The organism is Thiomicrolovo sp. ZZH C-3, from assembly GCF_054862725.1.
In genome coordinates this window covers 1,532,709-1,548,926 of record NZ_JBTKXX010000001.1, presented here as the reverse complement: position 1 = coordinate 1,548,926, position 16,218 = coordinate 1,532,709, and the positions used below count along the sequence as shown (strand labels likewise).

At 53.7% G+C, this 16,218-nt stretch carries 19 protein-coding genes; 8 read left to right on the top strand and 11 right to left on the bottom strand.

Features of this window, described 5'->3' with window-relative positions:
* Positions 1-43 precede the first annotated feature (43 nt).
* Together ACXWTF_RS08005 and ACXWTF_RS08000 are read left to right on the top strand one after the other, a co-directional pair.
* Positions 44-1,396, top strand: a complete 1,353-nt coding sequence (locus ACXWTF_RS08005) for an MATE family efflux transporter (protein WP_461714474.1) — start codon at positions 44-46, stop codon at positions 1,394-1,396.
* A 745-nt stretch (positions 1,397-2,141) separates the two neighbouring features.
* Positions 2,142-2,393, top strand: coding sequence for a hypothetical protein (locus ACXWTF_RS08000; RefSeq protein WP_461714473.1), 252 nt, complete (start codon positions 2,142-2,144; stop codon positions 2,391-2,393).
* On the opposite strand, the gene ACXWTF_RS07995 is transcribed toward ACXWTF_RS08000, so the two are convergent.
* The 7 genes from ACXWTF_RS07995 to ACXWTF_RS07965 all read right to left on the bottom strand — a co-directional run bounded on the left by ACXWTF_RS07995 (position 2,390) and on the right by ACXWTF_RS07965 (position 6,728).
* The gene (locus ACXWTF_RS07995) at positions 2,390-3,058 is read right to left on the bottom strand and encodes a CatB-related O-acetyltransferase (RefSeq protein ID WP_461714472.1); all 669 of its coding nucleotides are present in this window, start codon (positions 3,056-3,058) and stop codon (positions 2,390-2,392) included. The two genes, ACXWTF_RS08000 and ACXWTF_RS07995, sit on opposite strands and share 4 nt — an antisense overlap.
* A gap of 10 nt (positions 3,059-3,068) precedes the next feature.
* The gene (locus ACXWTF_RS07990) at positions 3,069-3,482 is read right to left on the bottom strand and encodes a MarR family winged helix-turn-helix transcriptional regulator (RefSeq protein ID WP_461714471.1); all 414 of its coding nucleotides are present in this window, start codon (positions 3,480-3,482) and stop codon (positions 3,069-3,071) included.
* A 137-nt stretch (positions 3,483-3,619) separates the two neighbouring features.
* A complete protein-coding gene (gene cowN / locus ACXWTF_RS07985) occupies positions 3,620-3,931 on the bottom strand; it encodes a N(2)-fixation sustaining protein CowN (RefSeq protein ID WP_461714470.1) in 312 nt (103 codons plus the stop codon).
* Positions 3,932-4,162: 231 nt separating this feature from the next.
* Entirely contained in the window at positions 4,163-4,885 is a 723-nt protein-coding gene (gene budA / locus ACXWTF_RS07980; protein ID WP_461714469.1) for an acetolactate decarboxylase, read from the bottom strand.
* Positions 4,886-4,941: 56 nt separating this feature from the next.
* Positions 4,942-5,454 carry a DUF2953 domain-containing protein gene (locus tag ACXWTF_RS07975; RefSeq protein ID WP_461714468.1) on the bottom strand — a complete coding sequence of 171 codons (513 nt, stop codon included), beginning with the start codon at positions 5,452-5,454 and terminating at the stop codon, positions 4,942-4,944.
* Between the two features lie 9 nt (positions 5,455-5,463).
* On the bottom strand, positions 5,464-5,817 hold the full coding sequence (locus tag ACXWTF_RS07970) for a GerW family sporulation protein (RefSeq protein WP_461714467.1): 354 nt from the start codon (positions 5,815-5,817) through the stop codon (positions 5,464-5,466).
* Positions 5,818-5,975: 158 nt separating this feature from the next.
* A complete protein-coding gene (locus tag ACXWTF_RS07965) occupies positions 5,976-6,728 on the bottom strand; it encodes a TSUP family transporter (protein ID WP_461714466.1) in 753 nt (250 codons plus the stop codon).
* A 172-nt stretch (positions 6,729-6,900) separates the two neighbouring features.
* On the opposite strand from ACXWTF_RS07965, the gene ACXWTF_RS07960 reads away from it, so the two are divergent.
* Positions 6,901-8,757 carry a hypothetical protein gene (locus ACXWTF_RS07960; protein ID WP_461714465.1) on the top strand — a complete coding sequence of 619 codons (1,857 nt, stop codon included), beginning with the start codon at positions 6,901-6,903 and terminating at the stop codon, positions 8,755-8,757.
* A 41-nt stretch (positions 8,758-8,798) separates the two neighbouring features.
* Here ACXWTF_RS07960 and ACXWTF_RS07955 read toward each other — a convergent pair whose 3' ends face one another.
* Complete coding sequence (locus tag ACXWTF_RS07955; protein ID WP_345969228.1) at positions 8,799-9,092, bottom strand: ATP-dependent Clp protease adaptor ClpS; 294 nt, start codon at positions 9,090-9,092, stop codon at positions 8,799-8,801.
* A 763-nt stretch (positions 9,093-9,855) separates the two neighbouring features.
* On the opposite strand from ACXWTF_RS07955, the gene ACXWTF_RS07950 reads away from it, so the two are divergent.
* Entirely contained in the window at positions 9,856-10,665 is an 810-nt protein-coding gene (locus tag ACXWTF_RS07950; RefSeq protein ID WP_461714464.1) for a transglutaminase domain-containing protein, read from the top strand.
* Between the two features lie 347 nt (positions 10,666-11,012).
* On the opposite strand, the gene trxA is transcribed toward ACXWTF_RS07950, so the two are convergent.
* The gene (trxA, locus tag ACXWTF_RS07945) at positions 11,013-11,396 is read right to left on the bottom strand and encodes a thioredoxin (protein ID WP_461714463.1); all 384 of its coding nucleotides are present in this window, start codon (positions 11,394-11,396) and stop codon (positions 11,013-11,015) included.
* Positions 11,397-11,562: 166 nt separating this feature from the next.
* Between trxA and ACXWTF_RS07940 the strand changes: the two genes are divergently transcribed.
* From ACXWTF_RS07940 to ACXWTF_RS07930, 3 genes are all read left to right on the top strand, one after another.
* Positions 11,563-11,871, top strand: coding sequence for a Dabb family protein (locus tag ACXWTF_RS07940; protein WP_461714462.1), 309 nt, complete (start codon positions 11,563-11,565; stop codon positions 11,869-11,871).
* 553 nt (positions 11,872-12,424) lie between these two features.
* Positions 12,425-12,790, top strand: a complete 366-nt coding sequence (locus ACXWTF_RS07935) for a rhodanese-like domain-containing protein (protein ID WP_461714461.1) — start codon at positions 12,425-12,427, stop codon at positions 12,788-12,790.
* Between the two features lie 28 nt (positions 12,791-12,818).
* Positions 12,819-13,202 carry a thioredoxin family protein gene (locus tag ACXWTF_RS07930; protein WP_461714460.1) on the top strand — a complete coding sequence of 128 codons (384 nt, stop codon included), beginning with the start codon at positions 12,819-12,821 and terminating at the stop codon, positions 13,200-13,202.
* Between the two features lie 387 nt (positions 13,203-13,589).
* Here ACXWTF_RS07930 and ACXWTF_RS07925 read toward each other — a convergent pair whose 3' ends face one another.
* Both ACXWTF_RS07925 and ACXWTF_RS07920 read right to left on the bottom strand, forming a co-directional pair.
* Positions 13,590-14,117: a 3'-5' exonuclease gene (locus tag ACXWTF_RS07925; protein WP_461714459.1), complete on the bottom strand. Its 528-nt coding sequence runs from the start codon at positions 14,115-14,117 to the stop codon at positions 13,590-13,592.
* Entirely contained in the window at positions 14,114-15,949 is a 1,836-nt protein-coding gene (locus ACXWTF_RS07920; RefSeq protein ID WP_461714458.1) for an ATP-binding cassette domain-containing protein, read from the bottom strand. The genes ACXWTF_RS07925 and ACXWTF_RS07920 overlap by 4 nt, the downstream gene beginning before the upstream one ends.
* Before the next feature lie 67 nt (positions 15,950-16,016).
* Here ACXWTF_RS07920 and ACXWTF_RS07915 point away from each other — a divergent pair, with 67 nt between their 5' ends.
* Positions 16,017-16,208, top strand: a complete 192-nt coding sequence (locus ACXWTF_RS07915) for a hypothetical protein (RefSeq protein WP_461714457.1) — start codon at positions 16,017-16,019, stop codon at positions 16,206-16,208.
* Positions 16,209-16,218 lie beyond the last annotated feature (10 nt).

Sequence of the window (16,218 nt, the reverse complement as noted above, 5' to 3'; positions counted from 1 at the left end):
CATTGCCGCACCGATAGCGGGTGCAGGCAGGAAGCAACTATCAATGAACCGACCGTCCCGCTCCGTATTGACCTCTCTGCGGCCCAACGCGCGCCTGCGCGAGGTGTTGCGGCTGGCGCTGCCCGCGGCCTTCAAACACCTCCTCGACGTCCTGCAGATCTTCGTCGACATGTTGATGGTAGGGCTGCTCAGCGTCTCCGCCCTGGCGGCGGTCGGGACGAGCATGCAGTTCATCATGGTCGTCAACGTCGTCATCACCCTCTACGTCGTCGGGGGCAACGCCGTGACGGCAAGGCTCATTGGTGCGCGGCGCCGCAAAAGGGCCAACGCGCTGCTCTTTACCCTGGGCGCTTTCTCCCTGCTGCTCTCGCTCCCCTTTGCCGCGGCGGGCACCCTCTTTGCCGACGAGTTTTACCGCCTGCTGGGCACGGGGGAGGACGTCGTGCACTACGGCGGCGTCTACTTCGGCGCGCTCGCCCTCGGCTTCCCGCTCATCTTCCTCGACGCGCTCTTTTACAACCAGCTCAGCGCGGCGGGCGATACGAAGAGCTCGCTCTACATCAAGCTCGCCTCCGCCGGGGTCAACGCCCTGCTGGACTACCTGCTCATTTTCGGCCACTGGGGCCTGCCTGCGATGGGCGTCGCCGGGGCGGCTTACGCGACGGTGGCCGCCTACGGCCTCAACATCGTGCTCTACCTGCTGTTGCTGCGGCGGCGCGACGCGCGGCTGCACTTCCTGCCCCTTTGGAACCTGCCGGACCTGAAGCGCGCGCTCAAGGTCGGCAGCCACGCGGCGCTGGAGCGGCTCATCACCGTCAGCTCCTTCCTGCTCTTCATCTGGGTCATCGCCTCTTATGGCACGGCGGCCCTGGCGGGGTACCAGGTGGGGCTGCGCGTGGAGGGGCTCGCCTTTATGCCGGGCTTCGGCTTCGCCGTCGCCGCTATGGCCATCGTCGGGCAGCAGCTGGGGGCGAAGCGCCCGGAGGAGGCCTACGAGGGAGGGCTTTACAGCCTCAAAGTCGCCGCAACGTTCATGGGACTGCTCGGGCTCGTCATGGTTATCTGGCCCGAGCTCTTCGTGCGGATGTTCACCCATGACCCCGCAACCGTGCAGCAGGCGTCGCTTTACCTGCGCCTCGTCGGCCTCTCCCAGGTACCGTTGGCCGTGCTCTTCGTGCTCAGCAACGTCCTGCGCGGCGCGGGCGACACCCGCACGCCGCTGAAGATCAACATCGCCGCCCTCTGGCTGCTGCGGGTCATCCCCTCGTACATCGCCATGAAAATGGGTTTCGGCATCATCGCCGTCTACATCATCATGACGGTGGAGACCTTCATCAAGGGGTTCATCTTCTGGAAGATCTTTGCCAGACGCAAGTGGTTGAAGACGAAGATATGATCTATTCCTCTCATTATTTAGACTGACAATTTAACAGTAGTCTCTTTGCCACTTTTTTAGAAAAAGTAGCACAAAAAGCGGCCTTTCGCGAATCGCTCATCCCTCCCGGCTTTATGCCTCCGGGATGGCTTATAAGGATCGCGCTCAAGGCCCAAGGGTCTATTTTATTGATGCGCTTCGACGTGTCGAAGCTCTCTTTCTTTTACTAGCTTCGGTTCATCGAAGCGCATTGATCAATAGGCTTAGTGTCGTTAAGCGTGCCTTGAAAGCCGCCCTGGAGGTAAGGGTATATCTATAACCCCTGTGCAGTTTCAGCGAAGCAGAGAGAGGTCATAATCAAGGCGACGTTTTGAAGGCCTGGCCATAGCCAAGTCGAGAAGCAGCAACGCTGAGTATGGCTATTCTCTGTTTCGCCCTTCGGGAGGACTTTGGAAGCGCGACTTTCCCTCCGTTTTCCGTTTGCCTTGGCTACAGCCAGGCCTTCGCAAAAAACAAAGACAACCTCACACATCCAAAGCCCTCTGAAATCTGTACAGGGGTTATAGATATACCCTCAAGCCGGGAGCAGCGAGCGATTCGCGCAACGACGATTTTCTTTTGTTTCTTTTCTTATGAAAAAGAAAAGATAGAGAAGAATACTCATTCTAATTCTTGATTTGAATGGATGCGCTTCGACGTGCGAAGCTGATACTTGGCTACAATAGATTCATAATGTGCAGGTGCATAGAGTCAAAAGGATCAGCGTATGAAAAAGAGCGTATTTGCAGCGGCTTTCCTGCTCTACGGCAGCCTGGCCTTCGCCGTCAGCGTCGGTGTCATCGTCCCCTACGAAGAGGAGGAGAAGCCCGCCCCGAAACAGGAGCTGACCGCCGAGCAGAAGAAGCAGGAGGCGGTTTTCAAAGAGCGGCTGCGGCAGCGCGATGCGGAGCGCGAGAGGGCAAAGGAGGCGCAGGAGAAGTTTAAGCGCGAGCTGCTGGAGAAACGGCAGAGGGATTAGAAGTTCTCCCGGCTGCAGCGCTTCAGCGCGTCGATGTCGCCGCCGGTGATGACGTCGATGTGCTTTTCGATCTTCGCGGTCGGCCACTCCCACCAGCGGATGGCGAGCAGCGCCGCCGTCACCTCGTCGTCGAAGCGCCGGCGGACGGGGCGTGCCGGGTTGCCCGCCACGACGGTATAGGGTGCCACGTCTGCAGCGACAACGGCATGGCTGCCGATGATGGCGCCGTCGCCGATGGTCACCCCCGGCATGATGGTCGCACCGAGCCCGATCCAGACGTCGTTGCCGACGACGGTGTCGCCGCGGTTGCCGGACTTTTCAAACATGGCGACGATATCCGCGCCCGTCGTCTCCGCGTTCATCGTGAAGTTGTCGAAGGGGTAGGTGGAAAAGCCGCCCATGGCGTGGTTGGCCGAGCTGGTAATAAAGCGCACCCCGTGGGCGATCTGGACGAACTTCCCGATGATGAGCCTGTCGAGGCTGAGGGGGAAGAGGTAGGGGGCAAGGTGGCCCGCGTAGTCATCCAGCTTTTCGAAGTTGTGGTAGTAGCTGAATTCGCCCACCTCGATGCGGGGGTGGTCTATGACCGCTCTCAGGTGGACGACCTGTTCGACGGCGGTGCCGTCGGGCATCACCATGGGGTGTTTTTTTGCCGGGTCCAGCATAGTGCTCTCCTTAGTTGAGTTTTGCCGCGATCGCCATGCAGGCGTCGATGTCGCCCGCTTCCAGCGGCGAGAGCAGGGTGTCGAGGGTCATCTGCACCGTTGCCAGGGCGTCGGTGGAGTGCTGTACCCCGGTGTCGGAGAGCTTGACGAGGCTCACCCGCGCGTCCCTGGGGTTTTTCTCTTTCTGTACCAGCCCCAGCTTCTCCAGCGGGTTCAGCGCCCGGGTGATCCCCGAGGCGCTCATCCCGACCTCTTCGGCCAGGTCGATGCGCCGCATGGCCCGTCCGGGCGCATTTTGGAGCCGGTGCAAAATGTAAAACTCAGAAAAGCTGATGCCGTGGACGCTGAGCGCCCGGTCGACCTGTTTGAAGAGTTTTGCATGCGCGGAGGAGAAGGCGAAGAGCCATTCCAGTTTTGAAGCCATAAAATATCCTTGCAATATATTTGAGTGCACAAGTATATTGCAAATATTTCTTTTCGTCAAGATGGTGATGGGTATTAGGTATTAGGTAATGGGTAGTGGGTAGTGGGTAGTGGGTAGTGGGCGCGCTGTGCTGCCGCCTAGCAGCACTCAAGTTCGGCGCGCTTGAGCGCATCGAGGCCTGCCTCGTCCTCTTCGTTTTCAAAGAGCTCTTCGAGGTAGAAGACATTGGAGCAGACAAGGTAGAGCAGGGCCTCTTTCTCGTCGGCTTTCGGGTCGCGGTCGTAGTAGGCCTGGGGGATCGTCGGGATGATCTTTTTCCAGTAGAGGTTGACGTGCTCGGCCTGCCCGGTCACATAAAGGAGGCGGTCGATGACGAGGCAGGCGTTCTCGAAGCAGTCGATGTTCGCAAAAGAGACGTAGCGTTCGTCGATGCGGATTTCACTGTTCATTGGGCGTGCTTTTCGGAAGGGGAAGGGTCGCGGCGGTGCGGAGGGTCATTGGTTTCCTTAAAAATATTTGTGGAATATTATACTCTTTGTATTTTAAGGAAAGTGGCTGTGAAAAGGCCGTTTCTCCGGGAGTCCGCATGCTGCGTCACTGCAGCATGCTCTATATTTGTCCAGTGCGGTCGGAGGGATGGTTACGGTCAATACAGCAGAAAATTGCACCGCTCCCGGGTGCTACTTCTCCGCCGCCTCGAGGTCTGCGGCCGTGTCGCGCCTGAAATCGCGGGTCAGGTAGTCGTGCGTCATGGGGAGGGAAAGCTCGAGGGTGTGGAGCATCTGCACCTCTACTGTGACGCCGCGGGTGCGGCACTCCAGCAGGTGGCCGCCGCGGCGGCGGTCCGTTGTGAGAAAGTGCAGGTGCAGGCCGGGAACGTTGAGCGACGCCATGAACGCGGGCGTGTAGAAGCCGGCGAGGCACCCCTCCGCGTTCTCGAAGCGGAATTCGTGCTGTTCGGCGGCCGCTTCGCTGAGCGGCCGGTAGTTGTGCTGCTTGGGGACGGAGCGCGCCCGGACCAGGTCGAAGCGGCCGCGGATGCGGAGGGCGTAGAAGAGGTTGGGCGAGGGGAGCAGGGCGTCGAGGCGCGCGAGGAAGGTGTCGTACGCCATCGCCTCTTCGAAAGTCGCCGCAAAGGTCGGTTCGAAAAAGGTGACGACGGCAAAGGGGGTGTGTTTGGCGTCGGGAACCCTGTGGGCCTCCCCGTCGGCGGTGATCTGGTAGACGTCGCCGTCCAGCATGACCATCTCCCCGTCCAGGTCGTCGAAGGTGTCCAGGCCGAAGTCGCCGTGGCGCTTGATCTCGGCCAGGGGGATATTCTCCTCGTAGATCCCCTCCACGAGGGCGTTGACGGGGGCGCAGAGGTAGAGGGGGTGCAGTGAGGCGGTTCGCTCGGCGGGCATAGTCTCTCCTTTCTTCTGTCGGTAATACGGACGGTCACCCTGCCGCAGTGATCATCCTAGCGCCTTCCCGCAAAGAAAAAGCGAAGCAGGACGCCGAAGATCCGCAGGGGCACAACGCGGACCCTTGCGCTGAAGCGCCCTTCGAAGACCGCCTCCTCGTAGTCCGCGACAAGGCTCACCTGCCGTGCGGGGAGCAGGAGCGGTTGCAGCACACCCATCAGCATCCCGGTACAGGCCGGGTCGCCCAGCCCGATGCGGCCGTGAAGGCTGAACTCCCTGACCTGCAGGCTGCGCCGCAGCCCCCGCAGAAGCCGGGTGACCCTCTGGGGCGACACACTCCCGCCCGGGAACTTTGTCCTGTGTGCTTTGCGCTTCGTTTTTTTCATCGAGCCCGCTTTCTTTGCCAGCCCGGTAAGGTCTATGGATACAAGCCCGAAAAACCAGTGCAACCTGGCCTTGTAGTCGAAGGTCTCCTCCTTTTCCAGCTGCAGGCTCAGTTCGACGGGAGTGGCGAGCAACGCGAGCAGGCTCAGGAACAAAAAGGCGATGAGATAGAGAACTACTAGCATGTTCAGCTGCTAATCGTCGTCTTCTTCCTCTTTCTCCTTCATCGCCTTGGCGAGGGTTTCGCCGAGGTGTTCGAAGACGCTGGCCATCCCGCTTTTGATGGGTTCGACCCTGACGCCGTCCTTGTTGATGATGACGAGGGCCACCGGCCGGATGCCGCCACCGCCGCCCGTACCGGCGCCCTGTCCGTCACCGCTTTTTTTGCCGCCGATGTTGCCGCCGGCACCGAACCCGAACCCGATGCTGATGAGGGGGATGAGGGTGTTGCCCTCAATGACGAAGGGCTCCCCGACGACCGTTTTGGTGCTCAGCACCCTTTCAAGCTCCTCCAGGGAGGTTTTCAAAACTTCTTGAACATGTTCCATCGCGCTCTCCTTGCTTGCTATTGCAGATATGCTGCGATTGATCCGGAGGGGTATTGCATCCGGACGACAATGTCTGTACTCCTTCACTGATTGTAGCAAAAAGTGACAATGGGGAACGAAAGGGTCTGAAAGTAATGCTGCCAGTAAGGGTCAGTACATCAGGAGGAGGCGATGTACTTAGCGAGCATCAGCAGACAGACGACGATGACGAAGGCGCGCAGGTACTGCGGGTTGATCTTGTAAAGCAAATGCACCCCCAGCCAGGCGCCGATGGCCTGGCCCAGCATCATCACCAGACCCACGTGCCAGACGACGTTGCCGAAAAGGATGAAAACCAAGAGGGATGAAACGTTGGTGGCGAAGTTGAGCGGCTTGGCCGTGGCGGTTGCTGCCACCAGTTTCGCGCGCCGAAGCAGCACGTTCGCAAAGCTGAAGAAGGAGCCCGTCCCGGGGCCGAACATGCCGTCGTAAAAACCGATGCCGGGAACGACGAGCCAGGTGAACTTTTTCGCACCCATTTTGATGCTGAAATTAGAGGCTCTGCTTGGGTTGTACAGTAGAAAATAGCCGATGATCAGCACTAGAACGACGGGGATGACCAGCGACAAAGAGTGCTGGCTCATGAACTGCACGGCCACGGTGCCTATGAACGAGCCGACAAAGGCGGCAATAAAGAGAGGCCGGATGTGCCGCCACCTGATCTTGGACTTTCTCAGCAGCAGAAAGGTGGCCGTTCCCGTACCGACGCACCCCTGCAGCTTGTTCGTACCCAGCGCGTTGATGGGCGACAGGCCTGTGAGCAACAGTGAGGGCAGGGTAATGAGCCCGCCGCCCCCGATCATCGTATCCATCGTACCTGCGACGACGGATGCGGCAAACAGGAACATGAGCATTTCAATTGATGTTTCCATGAATGTATGCGATGCCTTTTTTGTTCCATTGGGCATTTCGATGATGAAATCATAGTCTTGTGAAATTGCACTTACAGATATTCATGAAATTAGTCTCTATTTGCATATAGATTATTATTAATTTTATTTGTTGTATCCTATTTTTCACGCTAGCTTCTGAAAAGGGAACCCCATGCAGTTAATTGACATTTTAGACCGTGTAAATTCTTTTGAAAAGAATGCGTTTTTGAAAATCATAGACAACATTATTTCAAACGGGAACGTTGACCATAAGGCAATTGATAAGGTTTTCCTTTCCTCTGACAAAGATCTAAAAAATACAGATATAAAGAACATTGTGAAGATTTTTCAGATCGTTGAGGATGAATATGAAGCTCATTTGTCAGAACAGATGAAAAGTATCATGTCACAAATGGATATTGTTGTAGACATCATGATTAGAGATGGCAACTCAATTATGAAATATGAATGGTTCTCAAAATTATATGAGCAAGAGCTCAAAGAAATGCGTTCGGCAATCAAAGAACTTGCAACAATTATGGCCAATGAAAAAGGGGACATTGACATTATCAGAAAACGTGACTATCAAATATATAAAACTTGTCTTGATGTTGCGTACACTAATGACCTAGCACATAATCAGGATGCAAAAATTTCTAGTGATGAGCAGCATCTTCTTCAGACATTATCAGAGCAGTTAGAGCTTTCGCAAAAAGAGATCAAAATGATCAACTATATGGTTATCCCTCTTGAAAAAAAGAATATTGACGAACTGATAAATGATCTAAAGAATATGGGAATAATTTTCTTTTCCAAGAAACAAAATATGATTTATATACCAAATGAAATCATTACTATTCTTCGTAGAATTAAAAAGCGACCGATGGCTGACAAACATATTAGACGTGTGTTGAAACAGTTTCGAGAACCACAGATTAATCTGATATGCAAAAAACACAATATACATTTCAAAGGGCTCGATACAGAAACCAAAATCCGTACGATCATCAATAGCGGAATCAGCTTTAACGAAATCCTTTCAAATAGTATTTACAAAGACGGGACAACCCAAAATGAGAAAAAGGTATTTTTGAATGAGTTGGCCGAAAAAGGTCTTCGTTTGCCTGAACCTTTAAGAGGTACAACTGTTGATGACAAGATCAATAATCTGATGTCGTACTATATTGAACTGGAGAAGGAAGAGAAGATAGGAATTCCATTGGGTGGTTATGAGCAGCTAGTTATTGATATGGAATCTGTCTTCGGAAAAACAGTCAATGATATTTTGAAGAAAGAGTTTGAACTTCAAGATGAGAATGTGATGAATGCAGAATACCTTTTAGATTACAACATCAAACCGCGTGACTTTATTGAATTACTTGATGACGCTCAGATGAAACAGTTTTGCTCAGAAAAGCAGATTTCTTCTCGTGGAAACCTTGTCGCCAATATCCTAGAGTCATATAAAGATATGAAAATTATTGAATTTGAAAACTATGTCAACATTGGTTTCAGAGATTTGAATGCCTTAAAAGAAAATGGTTTGAAGATTAAGGAAGCAGACCTTGGTATTAAGTTTGAAGACATTACGAAAAGTATTTTTGGATCTCTGGGTTTCAATGTAGATGAAAAACTTCGTAAGCAATTAAATACAGCAAAAAACCAGATTGACATAGTGATAAATCTAGGGGGCAATGAAATCATTATTGTTGAATGCAAGACTATTAAAGAGTCTGGTTACAACAAGTTCAGCTCCGTATCACGACAGATTAAATCATATGTAGAACTTGCAGAAAGAGCAGGTCAAAAGGTAGTGAAGTCACTCCTGATAGCGCCTGATTTCAGTGACGATTTTGTGAATGAATGCGAATTGGATTATGTTCTTAATCTTTCACTTATCCGTGCTGAATCTTTGAAAGCGATTGCAGACCAGTTTGAAGAATCAAAGTTGAAAGAATTTCCATATAACTTACTTATGCGGGACGTAATGATTAAAGAAGACAGAATAGTCAAGGCCATAAAGAAATAAAGTAGGGGGCTCTGCTAATAGAGTAGGAACTGATTGCGTTCTCACTGCTCTTCAACAGAACAGCGCATGGGGAAGCCTTCTTTACGGGCTTGCTCCCGAACCATAAAAGCCTTTGTCTCTGCGATCTCGTAGGTGTAGATGCCGCACAGTCCCTTGCCCTTGGTGTGGATGTCATGGGTGATCGCGTCTGCTTCCGCGATGGTTTTGTGAAACACCGTATTGATGATCTTGATGCAGAACTCCCAGGTCGTATAGTCGTCGTTGAGCATGAAGACGGCGAACATTTTCGGTTCGCTGGTGGCGAGTTCGGTCTTGCTTTCGAGTTGTGTTGACATGGCGGAAGTCTAGCATATTAAAAGATTCAACGGGGTTTCATGCCCTTCAATGAGCTTCAATGCTTGAAGCGCATAAAATCAAATTGGTAGGTAGATAATTTTCATGCCACTTTTTTAGAAAAAGTAGCGCAAAAAGCGGCCTTTCGCGAATCGCTCATCCCTCCCGGCTTTGGGCCTCCGGGATGGCTTACAAAGAGCGCTCAAGGCCAATTCTTAATTTTATTGAATGCGCTTTGTCGCGACAAAGCTCTTTATATACTAGCTTCGATTTCTCGAAGCGCATTAATCGATAGGCAACCTGTCGTTAAGCGTGCCTTGAAAGCCGCTGCAGAGGCATAAAGCCGGGAGCAGCGTGCGATTCGCGCAACGACGATTTTCTTTTGGTTCTTTTCTTGGTAAAAAGAAAAGAATGAGGGGATTGTTTCTTTGCCACTTTTTTAGAAAAAGTAGCGCAAAAAGCGGCCTTTCGCGAATCGCTCACCCTTTCTCGGCTTTATGCCTTCAGGGCGGCTTTCAAGGAGCGCTCAAGGCCAATTCCTGATTTGATTTGATGCGCTTCGACGGGTCGAAGCTGATTGATATAAGGGGAGGGGCATAGAGGCTTATTGTCGGGCTGTGCTTTTCCAAGAGATGCTCATATGAATCCATCAGCGGCTCCGCTCGCTTGCTTTTAATTGTGTCCCGCATGTAATGTGACACGCTATAATGAATAACCGGTGGGACAGGGGTGCAAACACCACTTGTCACAGTGTGAAGGATTGTCATGTGGTTACACGCATCTTGTTTTCTTGAATTCAGTATTCCGGTTCCGACGCCATTCCTGCTGATGCTGCGCCCCCGGAGCGGATGGCAGCAGTGGGTCGCCAGCGAGCACTACGTTCTGTCGCCCAACGTGCCGGTGATGGAGTTTACGGACATGTTCGGCAACCTCTGCCAGCGGCTGGTCGCACCGTCGGGCTATTTCTCCGTTCATACCTCCGTGGACATTGAAACCGCGGAGGCCTGCGATACGGCCCCGGGCGCCCCTTTTGTCGAGGTGCAGCAGCTGCCCGACGAGACGCTGCCCTACCTCTACCCCAGCCGCTACTGCGAATCGGACCGTTTTACGGAAATGGCCAGGTCCATCACGGCGGGCCGGGCCGCCGGCTACGACCAGTGCGCCGCCATCGTCGAGTATATCCGCCATACGGTCCGGTACGCGCCCGGCATGGGGCAGCAGATCATCAGCGCCTCCGAGCTCAACCAAAGCGGCTTCGGCGTATGCCGCGACATGGCCCACCTGGGCATCGCCTGCTGCCGGGCGCTGTCAATCCCGGCGCGCATGGTTGTGGGCTACCTGGAGAGCCTCGAACCGATGGATCTTCACGCCTGGTTCGAGGCCTATGTAGGCGGCCGGTGGTACACGTTCGACCCGACACAAAATGACCTGTGGGGCGGGCGCATCGCGATCGCCTTCGGGCGCGATGCCGCCGACGTCGCCATCTACACCCAGTTCGGCGACCCCGTGGAGCTGCTGTATATGTCCGTCAATGTCGAACGGATGGTCTCGCCTCCCTCCGACAGTGCGTTTTGAAAACAGATGCGGGATGCTTGCATTGCCCACGATTAGCTTCGGTTCCCGAAGCGCATCCAATCAAATCAAGTATTGGCCTTGAGCGCTCCTTGAAAGCCACCCTGAAGGCATAAAGCCGAGAAAGGGTGAGATTCGCGAAAGGCCGCTTTTTGCGCTACTTTTTCTAAAAAAGTGGCATGAACATTCTTCTCTATCTTTTCTTTTTACAAAGAAAAGAAACAAAAGAAAATCGTCGTTACGCGAATCGCTCGCTGCTCCCGGCTTTGTGCCTCCGCAGCGGCTTACAAGGCACGCTTAACGACACTTTGCCTATTGATTGCATGCGCTTCGACGTGTCGGAGCTGGTATCAGCCTTCTTGCTGTGCTGCTGCCGCTTCCTGCGCTGCGATTTTTTCGCGAACCATGTCCATGTCGAGCGCCTGCGCCTTTTCCGCAATGTCCAGCAGCTTCTCGTGGAAGAGAACCCCCTCCTGCTGGAACACGATGATCTCGTCTTTCATGACTACCGTCGTCGGGATGGAACGGATATGGAACTGGGCGGCCAGTTGCTGCTGCTCGTCGGTATTGATTTTGGCGAAGGTGATGTCTGAAACGTTCTCCGCGACGCGTTCAAAGATGGGGCCGTACTGCTTGCAGGGTCCGCACCATGTCGCCCAGAAATCGATAATGACGATCTCGTTGTCCGCTATTATTTTGTCAAAGTTCTCCGCTGTCAGTGCTACTGGTGCCATTCTTTCTCCTTGGTTGTTTTATGGCCCTATGCAAATTAGATTCAAGGAGTGATTTTGGGGGAGTTTATGTTGTACAAAACCCGCTTCATGCATAAATTTTGCAACTCGCCTGGCAGCCAACGGACAGAGCAGACTGTTCATTGTGGATTTTTTCTAAGCGGGGTGAATGATGATAGTACACGTTGAAATGTATAAGTTCAAACTCGAACTGAACAAGATGGCCAACATGGTCAAGGCCAAAGAGATGCTCGAAGCGCTGCCCGAAAAGGTGGAGTGGTTGCAGAGCATGCAGGTGGGGATGGACTTCAACCACGGGGCGCACTCGTATGACCTTTGTCTCTATGCGACCTTCAAGACCAAGGAACACCTGATGTGGTACAAGGTCGAGCAGGAGAGCCTGGAAGTGCTGAATTTCATCAAGGACAAGACGGAGGAGATGCACGTCGTGGATTACGAGGTGGATGAAGAGGAGTAGGAAACTTACTCATTTGCAGCAATGCGCTTTGATTCTCTTCGACGAAGCGTATATCTTCTTGCCACTTTTTTAGAAAAAGTAGCGCAAAAAGCGGCCTTTCGCGAATCGCTCATCCCTCCCGGCTTTAGGCCTCCGGGATGGCTTACAAAGAGCGCTCAAGGCCAACTCCCAATTTGATTGAATGCGCTTCGACGTGTCGAAGCTCTCTTCCTTTTACTAGCTTCGATTCATCGAAGCGCATTAATCAATAGACAAACGGTCGTTAAGCGTGCCTTGAAAGCCGCCCTGAAGGCACAAAGCCGAGAAGGGCGTGCGATTCGCGCAACGACGATTTTCTTTTGTTTCTTTTCTTTGTAAAAAGAAAAGATAGAGAAGAAGGTTTATGTAACTTTGTGAGAAATAGTAGTGTAAAAAGAATGTTCAAGGCCATCTTCCTATTTGATTTAATGCGCTTCGACGTATCGAAGATCCCTTCTTTTTTGTAAACAGGCATGATTATTGTACATATCCCCAAAAACACCCGGCGCACGGCAGCGCCATCAGGAGGGAAACAGTGTTAAATTTCGGACCGTTCAAGTCGCTTTCGACCAGGGAGTTCCAGAAGAAGCTGGAGGAGGGTTTCACCGTCATCGACATCAGAAGGCCTGACGAGTGGGAGTACGACGGCATCATCGAAGGTAGCCACAAGATCACCTTTTTTGACGCGATGGGCGGCTTTGACATCGACGCCTTCCTGGAGTCATTTTCGAAGGTCGTGACTGACAAAGAGCAGCCTTTTATCATGGTCTGTGCGCATGCGAGCAGAACGAAAGTCGCCTGCGAGATCATGGGTACGAAACTGGGCTACAAAAATGTCTTTGAGCTTGACGGCGGGATCAACTGGGGCTGGATCGACAAGGGCCTGGAAACGGTGAAGTAAGTAAAAGCAAAAGCAGGAGAAAAAATAGATGCTCGAACTGACAAAAGAGAATTATGATATTACCGTTGACGGCAGCGAGATTGTGGTCATAGATTGCTGGCAACAATTCTGTGCACCGTGCGCACAGTTTGCCCCCATCTTTGAAAAGACGTCTGAAAAATACCCCGAGATCACCTTCACCAAGCTCAACTCCCAGGTGGAAACGAGTATTTCGGATCATTTCTTTATCTCAAGCACGCCGACAACGGTGATTATGAAGGAGAAAACAGTCGTTTTCAAAAAACCGGGCGTATTTTCGGAAGAGGAGCTTGTCGACATTATCGAAGAGATAAAAGCGATGGATATGGAAGCGTTCCGCGCGGCGAAAGCGGCGGAAAAAGCAGCGAGAAGGGCGGCACGCCAGCAAAAATAGCTGCGCCCCAAAATTCCACTTTCACACTAGCTTCGGTTCCCGAAGCGCATTCAATAGAATTGGAAATTGGCCTTGAGCGCACCTTGGAAGCCGCCCTGGAGGCATAAAGCCGGGAAGGGCGAGCGATTCGCGAAAGGCCGCTTTTTGCGCTACTTTTTCTAAAAAAGTGGCAAAGAGGTATGCGGTTCATTCTTTTCTTTTTCATAAGAAAAGAACCAAAAGAAAATCGTCGTTGCGCGAATCGCTAGCTGCTCCCGGCTTTGGGCCTCCGCAGCGGCTTTCAAGGCACGCTTAACGACAGGTTGCCTATTGATTGGATGCGCTTCGACGTGTCGAAGCTCTATCGGTTCCCACTATCGTTGACTTACTTTCATACGAGCATTACCCTCACTGCAGTGCACCGTCCATGCGGTTCAAAATTTCCAGCGTCTTTGTGACGTCGTAGATGGCGCTGTGGTACTGCTCCTCGTCGAAGTCGATGCCGTAAAAGGCGCAGGTCTCCGCGAGCTTCGGGTTTTTCAGCCCGCCCCTGACATTTTTGGCGTTGACGATGCGCTTGTTCGCCTGCATGGTGCAGAAATGCTTTTCGAACGCAACTATGTCGCCGAGATGGCGCAGTTCGAAAGCGATGTTGTGTGCGACCAGCGTCGTCGCGCCGTTGCAGAAATCGGCGAACTCCCGATCCTCTTCGAAATGCTCCGGGTACATTGCTTCTTCCCGAAGTGCGATCAGACGCGAGGGAGAGAGCTTGTGGACGGCGAGGGCGTGCGGGTTGACCGGGTAGCGCGACAGGTAGTAGCGGTGGAAGGTCTCGGTCACGACGTAGCCCGCAGCAGTTTTCGCGACGCGCAGCGCGGCGACTTCGATGACGTCGTGGACGTTGTGGGAGTTCGTTTCGAAGTCGAGGAAGATCACCCCTCCAGCTCCGCGAAGCGCTTCTCGTAGCTTGCCATGAGCTCGTCGAGCTTCTCCTGCGCTTCGGCGAGGCGTTCGAAATCCGCCTCGACCGCCTTCTCCTCTTTGGCGACGGTCTGGTGAAGTTCCATCACCCTGGAGTTGTCCCCGCTGTTTGAAGCAGCAACAAGCTCCGCGTGGAGCGTGTTGATGGTTGATTCGCTTTCCATGATGGCTTTCTCCAGCTTCTCCACCGCTTTGCGCAGCGGTGCGGTCGCCTTGGAGCGTTCGCGGGTGAGGGCGTTGATCTCTTTTTTGTTCGCCTTGTAGTTGTTCTTGGGGGCGGTTTTGACCTTTTCTACCTGGTCCTCCTCGCCCCAGCCGATCTTCGCCAAAAAGTCGTCATAACCGCCGTCGAAGTACTCGGCCCCGTTTTTGGAGAAGATAATGAGCCGGTCGGCGACGCGGCGGAGCATCTCCTCGGAGTGGGTGACAATGATGCATGAGCCCTTGAAATTTTCGATGGCGACCATCAGCGCCTCGATGGAGTCGATGTCGAGGTGGTGGGTCGGTTCGTCGAGGAAGAGCAGGTTCGCCGGGCGCGCGAGGATCTGGCCGAGCATGACGCGGCTCTTCTCGCCGCCTGACAGCAGGGAGACCTTCTTCTCGGCGAGGTCCCCGCTGAACATCATGCCGCCGCAGATGCCGCGCACGACGGCGGCGGAGAGTTTCGGGTTGGCCTCGTAGATCTCCTCCATGATGGTTTGGTCCGGGTTGAGGCGCGAGATGTTCGTCTGCCCGAAGTGGCCGAACGCGGTCGAAGGGTGAAACGCCACTTCGCCGCTGAGGGGCGTCAGCTCGCCGGCGATGTTGTTGAGGAGGGTCGATTTACCCGAGCCGTTCTTCCCGATGATAGCGAGGCACTGCCCCCTCTCCAGTGTGAAGGAGACGTCCTTGAAAAGGAGGTGCTCCGGCGTATAGCCGAAGCTGAGGTCCTTGACGTCGAGGAGCACCTTGGCCGGGGTCTCCTTGAAGTTGAAGTCGAACGTCAGCGTGGGGTCGAAGCCGAGGTCGTCCATCTCCCCCATCTTCTCGAGCTGTTTGACCTTGGACTGGGCCAGCGCCGCGGTGGAGGCGCGCGCCTTGTTGCGGGCGATGAACTCCTCAAGCTCCTTGCGCTTCTTGTCGTCGGCGGCCTTCTGCTTCTCGTAGAGCTCGTCGTTGGCCTTGAGCTGGTCGTAGAACTTGTGGGTGTCGCCGGGGATGACAAAGAGGCTGCGGCGCACGAGGCCCATGGTGTGGGTAACGATGGAATCCATGAAGTCGCGGTCGTGGGTGATGAGGATCACCTCGCCCTTGAAGTTGCGCAAAAAAGCCTTGAGCCAGCGCAGGGAGAGGATGTCGAGGTAGTTGGTCGGTTCGTCGAGCAGCAGCAGGTTCGGTTCTGTTACCAGCAGCTTGGCGAGGTTGATGCGGATCTGGTAGCCGCCGGAGAAGGAGCCGGGGGCCTTGTCGAGGTCCTCCTGGTCGAAACCGAGGCCGAAGAGGATCTTCTCCACGCGGTAGACTTCGTACTTCATCTCTTCGCTGAGCGCCAGCGCCGCTTCCTCGCGCAGGGTCGGTTCGGTGAAGTGGAGGTACTGCTTGAGCGCGCCGATGCGGTAGCCCTTGGGGGTAAGGACCTCGCCGCTGTCGGGGCTCTCCTCGCCGAGGATGATCTTGAAGAGCGTGGACTTGCCGCTGCCGTTTCGGCCGACGAGTCCGACCTTGTTGCCCGGGTTGAGCTGGAAATTGAGGTTACTGAAAAGCTCCTGGCTGCCGAAGCTCTTGGAGAGGTTTGAAAACTGTATCATGGGACTCTTTGGACGGATGAAGGATTTTTCGTAATTATAACAGGTTGCTTCCGCTGGGGAAAACGACGTGTCGAAGCTCTTTTCTCAATTAGCTTCGATGATCGAAGCGCATCAAATCAATCGGCAGTTGGTCGGCGCGCGTGCCTTGAAAGCCGCTGCGGAGGCCCAAAGCCGGGAGCAGCGAGCGATTCGCAGAACGACGATTTTCTTTTGTTTCTTTTCTTATGAAAAAGAAAAGATAGAGAAGAAGGTTTCTTAGCCACTTTTTT

Coding starts and splice junctions, on each gene's coding strand:
- ACXWTF_RS07955 (WP_345969228.1), bottom strand. CDS start 9,092: ATGTCAACACAACTCGAAAGCAAGACCGAACTCGCCACCAGCGAACCG.
- ACXWTF_RS07965 (WP_461714466.1), bottom strand. CDS start 6,728: ATGGAAACATCAATTGAAATGCTCATGTTCCTGTTTGCCGCATCCGTC.
- ACXWTF_RS07975 (WP_461714468.1), bottom strand. CDS start 5,454: ATGCTAGTAGTTCTCTATCTCATCGCCTTTTTGTTCCTGAGCCTGCTC.
- budA (WP_461714469.1), bottom strand. CDS start 4,885: ATGCCCGCCGAGCGAACCGCCTCACTGCACCCCCTCTACCTCTGCGCC.
- cowN (WP_461714470.1), bottom strand. CDS start 3,931: ATGAACAGTGAAATCCGCATCGACGAACGCTACGTCTCTTTTGCGAAC.
- ACXWTF_RS07960 (WP_461714465.1), top strand. CDS start 6,901: ATGCAGTTAATTGACATTTTAGACCGTGTAAATTCTTTTGAAAAGAAT.
- ACXWTF_RS07920 (WP_461714458.1), bottom strand. CDS start 15,949: ATGATACAGTTTTCAAACCTCTCCAAGAGCTTCGGCAGCCAGGAGCTT.
- ACXWTF_RS07995 (WP_461714472.1), bottom strand. CDS start 3,058: ATGCTGGACCCGGCAAAAAAACACCCCATGGTGATGCCCGACGGCACC.
- ACXWTF_RS07940 (WP_461714462.1), top strand. CDS start 11,563: ATGATGATAGTACACGTTGAAATGTATAAGTTCAAACTCGAACTGAAC.
- ACXWTF_RS08000 (WP_461714473.1), top strand. CDS start 2,142: ATGAAAAAGAGCGTATTTGCAGCGGCTTTCCTGCTCTACGGCAGCCTG.
- ACXWTF_RS07930 (WP_461714460.1), top strand. CDS start 12,819: ATGCTCGAACTGACAAAAGAGAATTATGATATTACCGTTGACGGCAGC.
- ACXWTF_RS08005 (WP_461714474.1), top strand. CDS start 44: ATGAACCGACCGTCCCGCTCCGTATTGACCTCTCTGCGGCCCAACGCG.
- ACXWTF_RS07970 (WP_461714467.1), bottom strand. CDS start 5,817: ATGGAACATGTTCAAGAAGTTTTGAAAACCTCCCTGGAGGAGCTTGAA.
- ACXWTF_RS07990 (WP_461714471.1), bottom strand. CDS start 3,482: ATGGCTTCAAAACTGGAATGGCTCTTCGCCTTCTCCTCCGCGCATGCA.
- ACXWTF_RS07950 (WP_461714464.1), top strand. CDS start 9,856: ATGTGGTTACACGCATCTTGTTTTCTTGAATTCAGTATTCCGGTTCCG.
- trxA (WP_461714463.1), bottom strand. CDS start 11,396: ATGGCACCAGTAGCACTGACAGCGGAGAACTTTGACAAAATAATAGCG.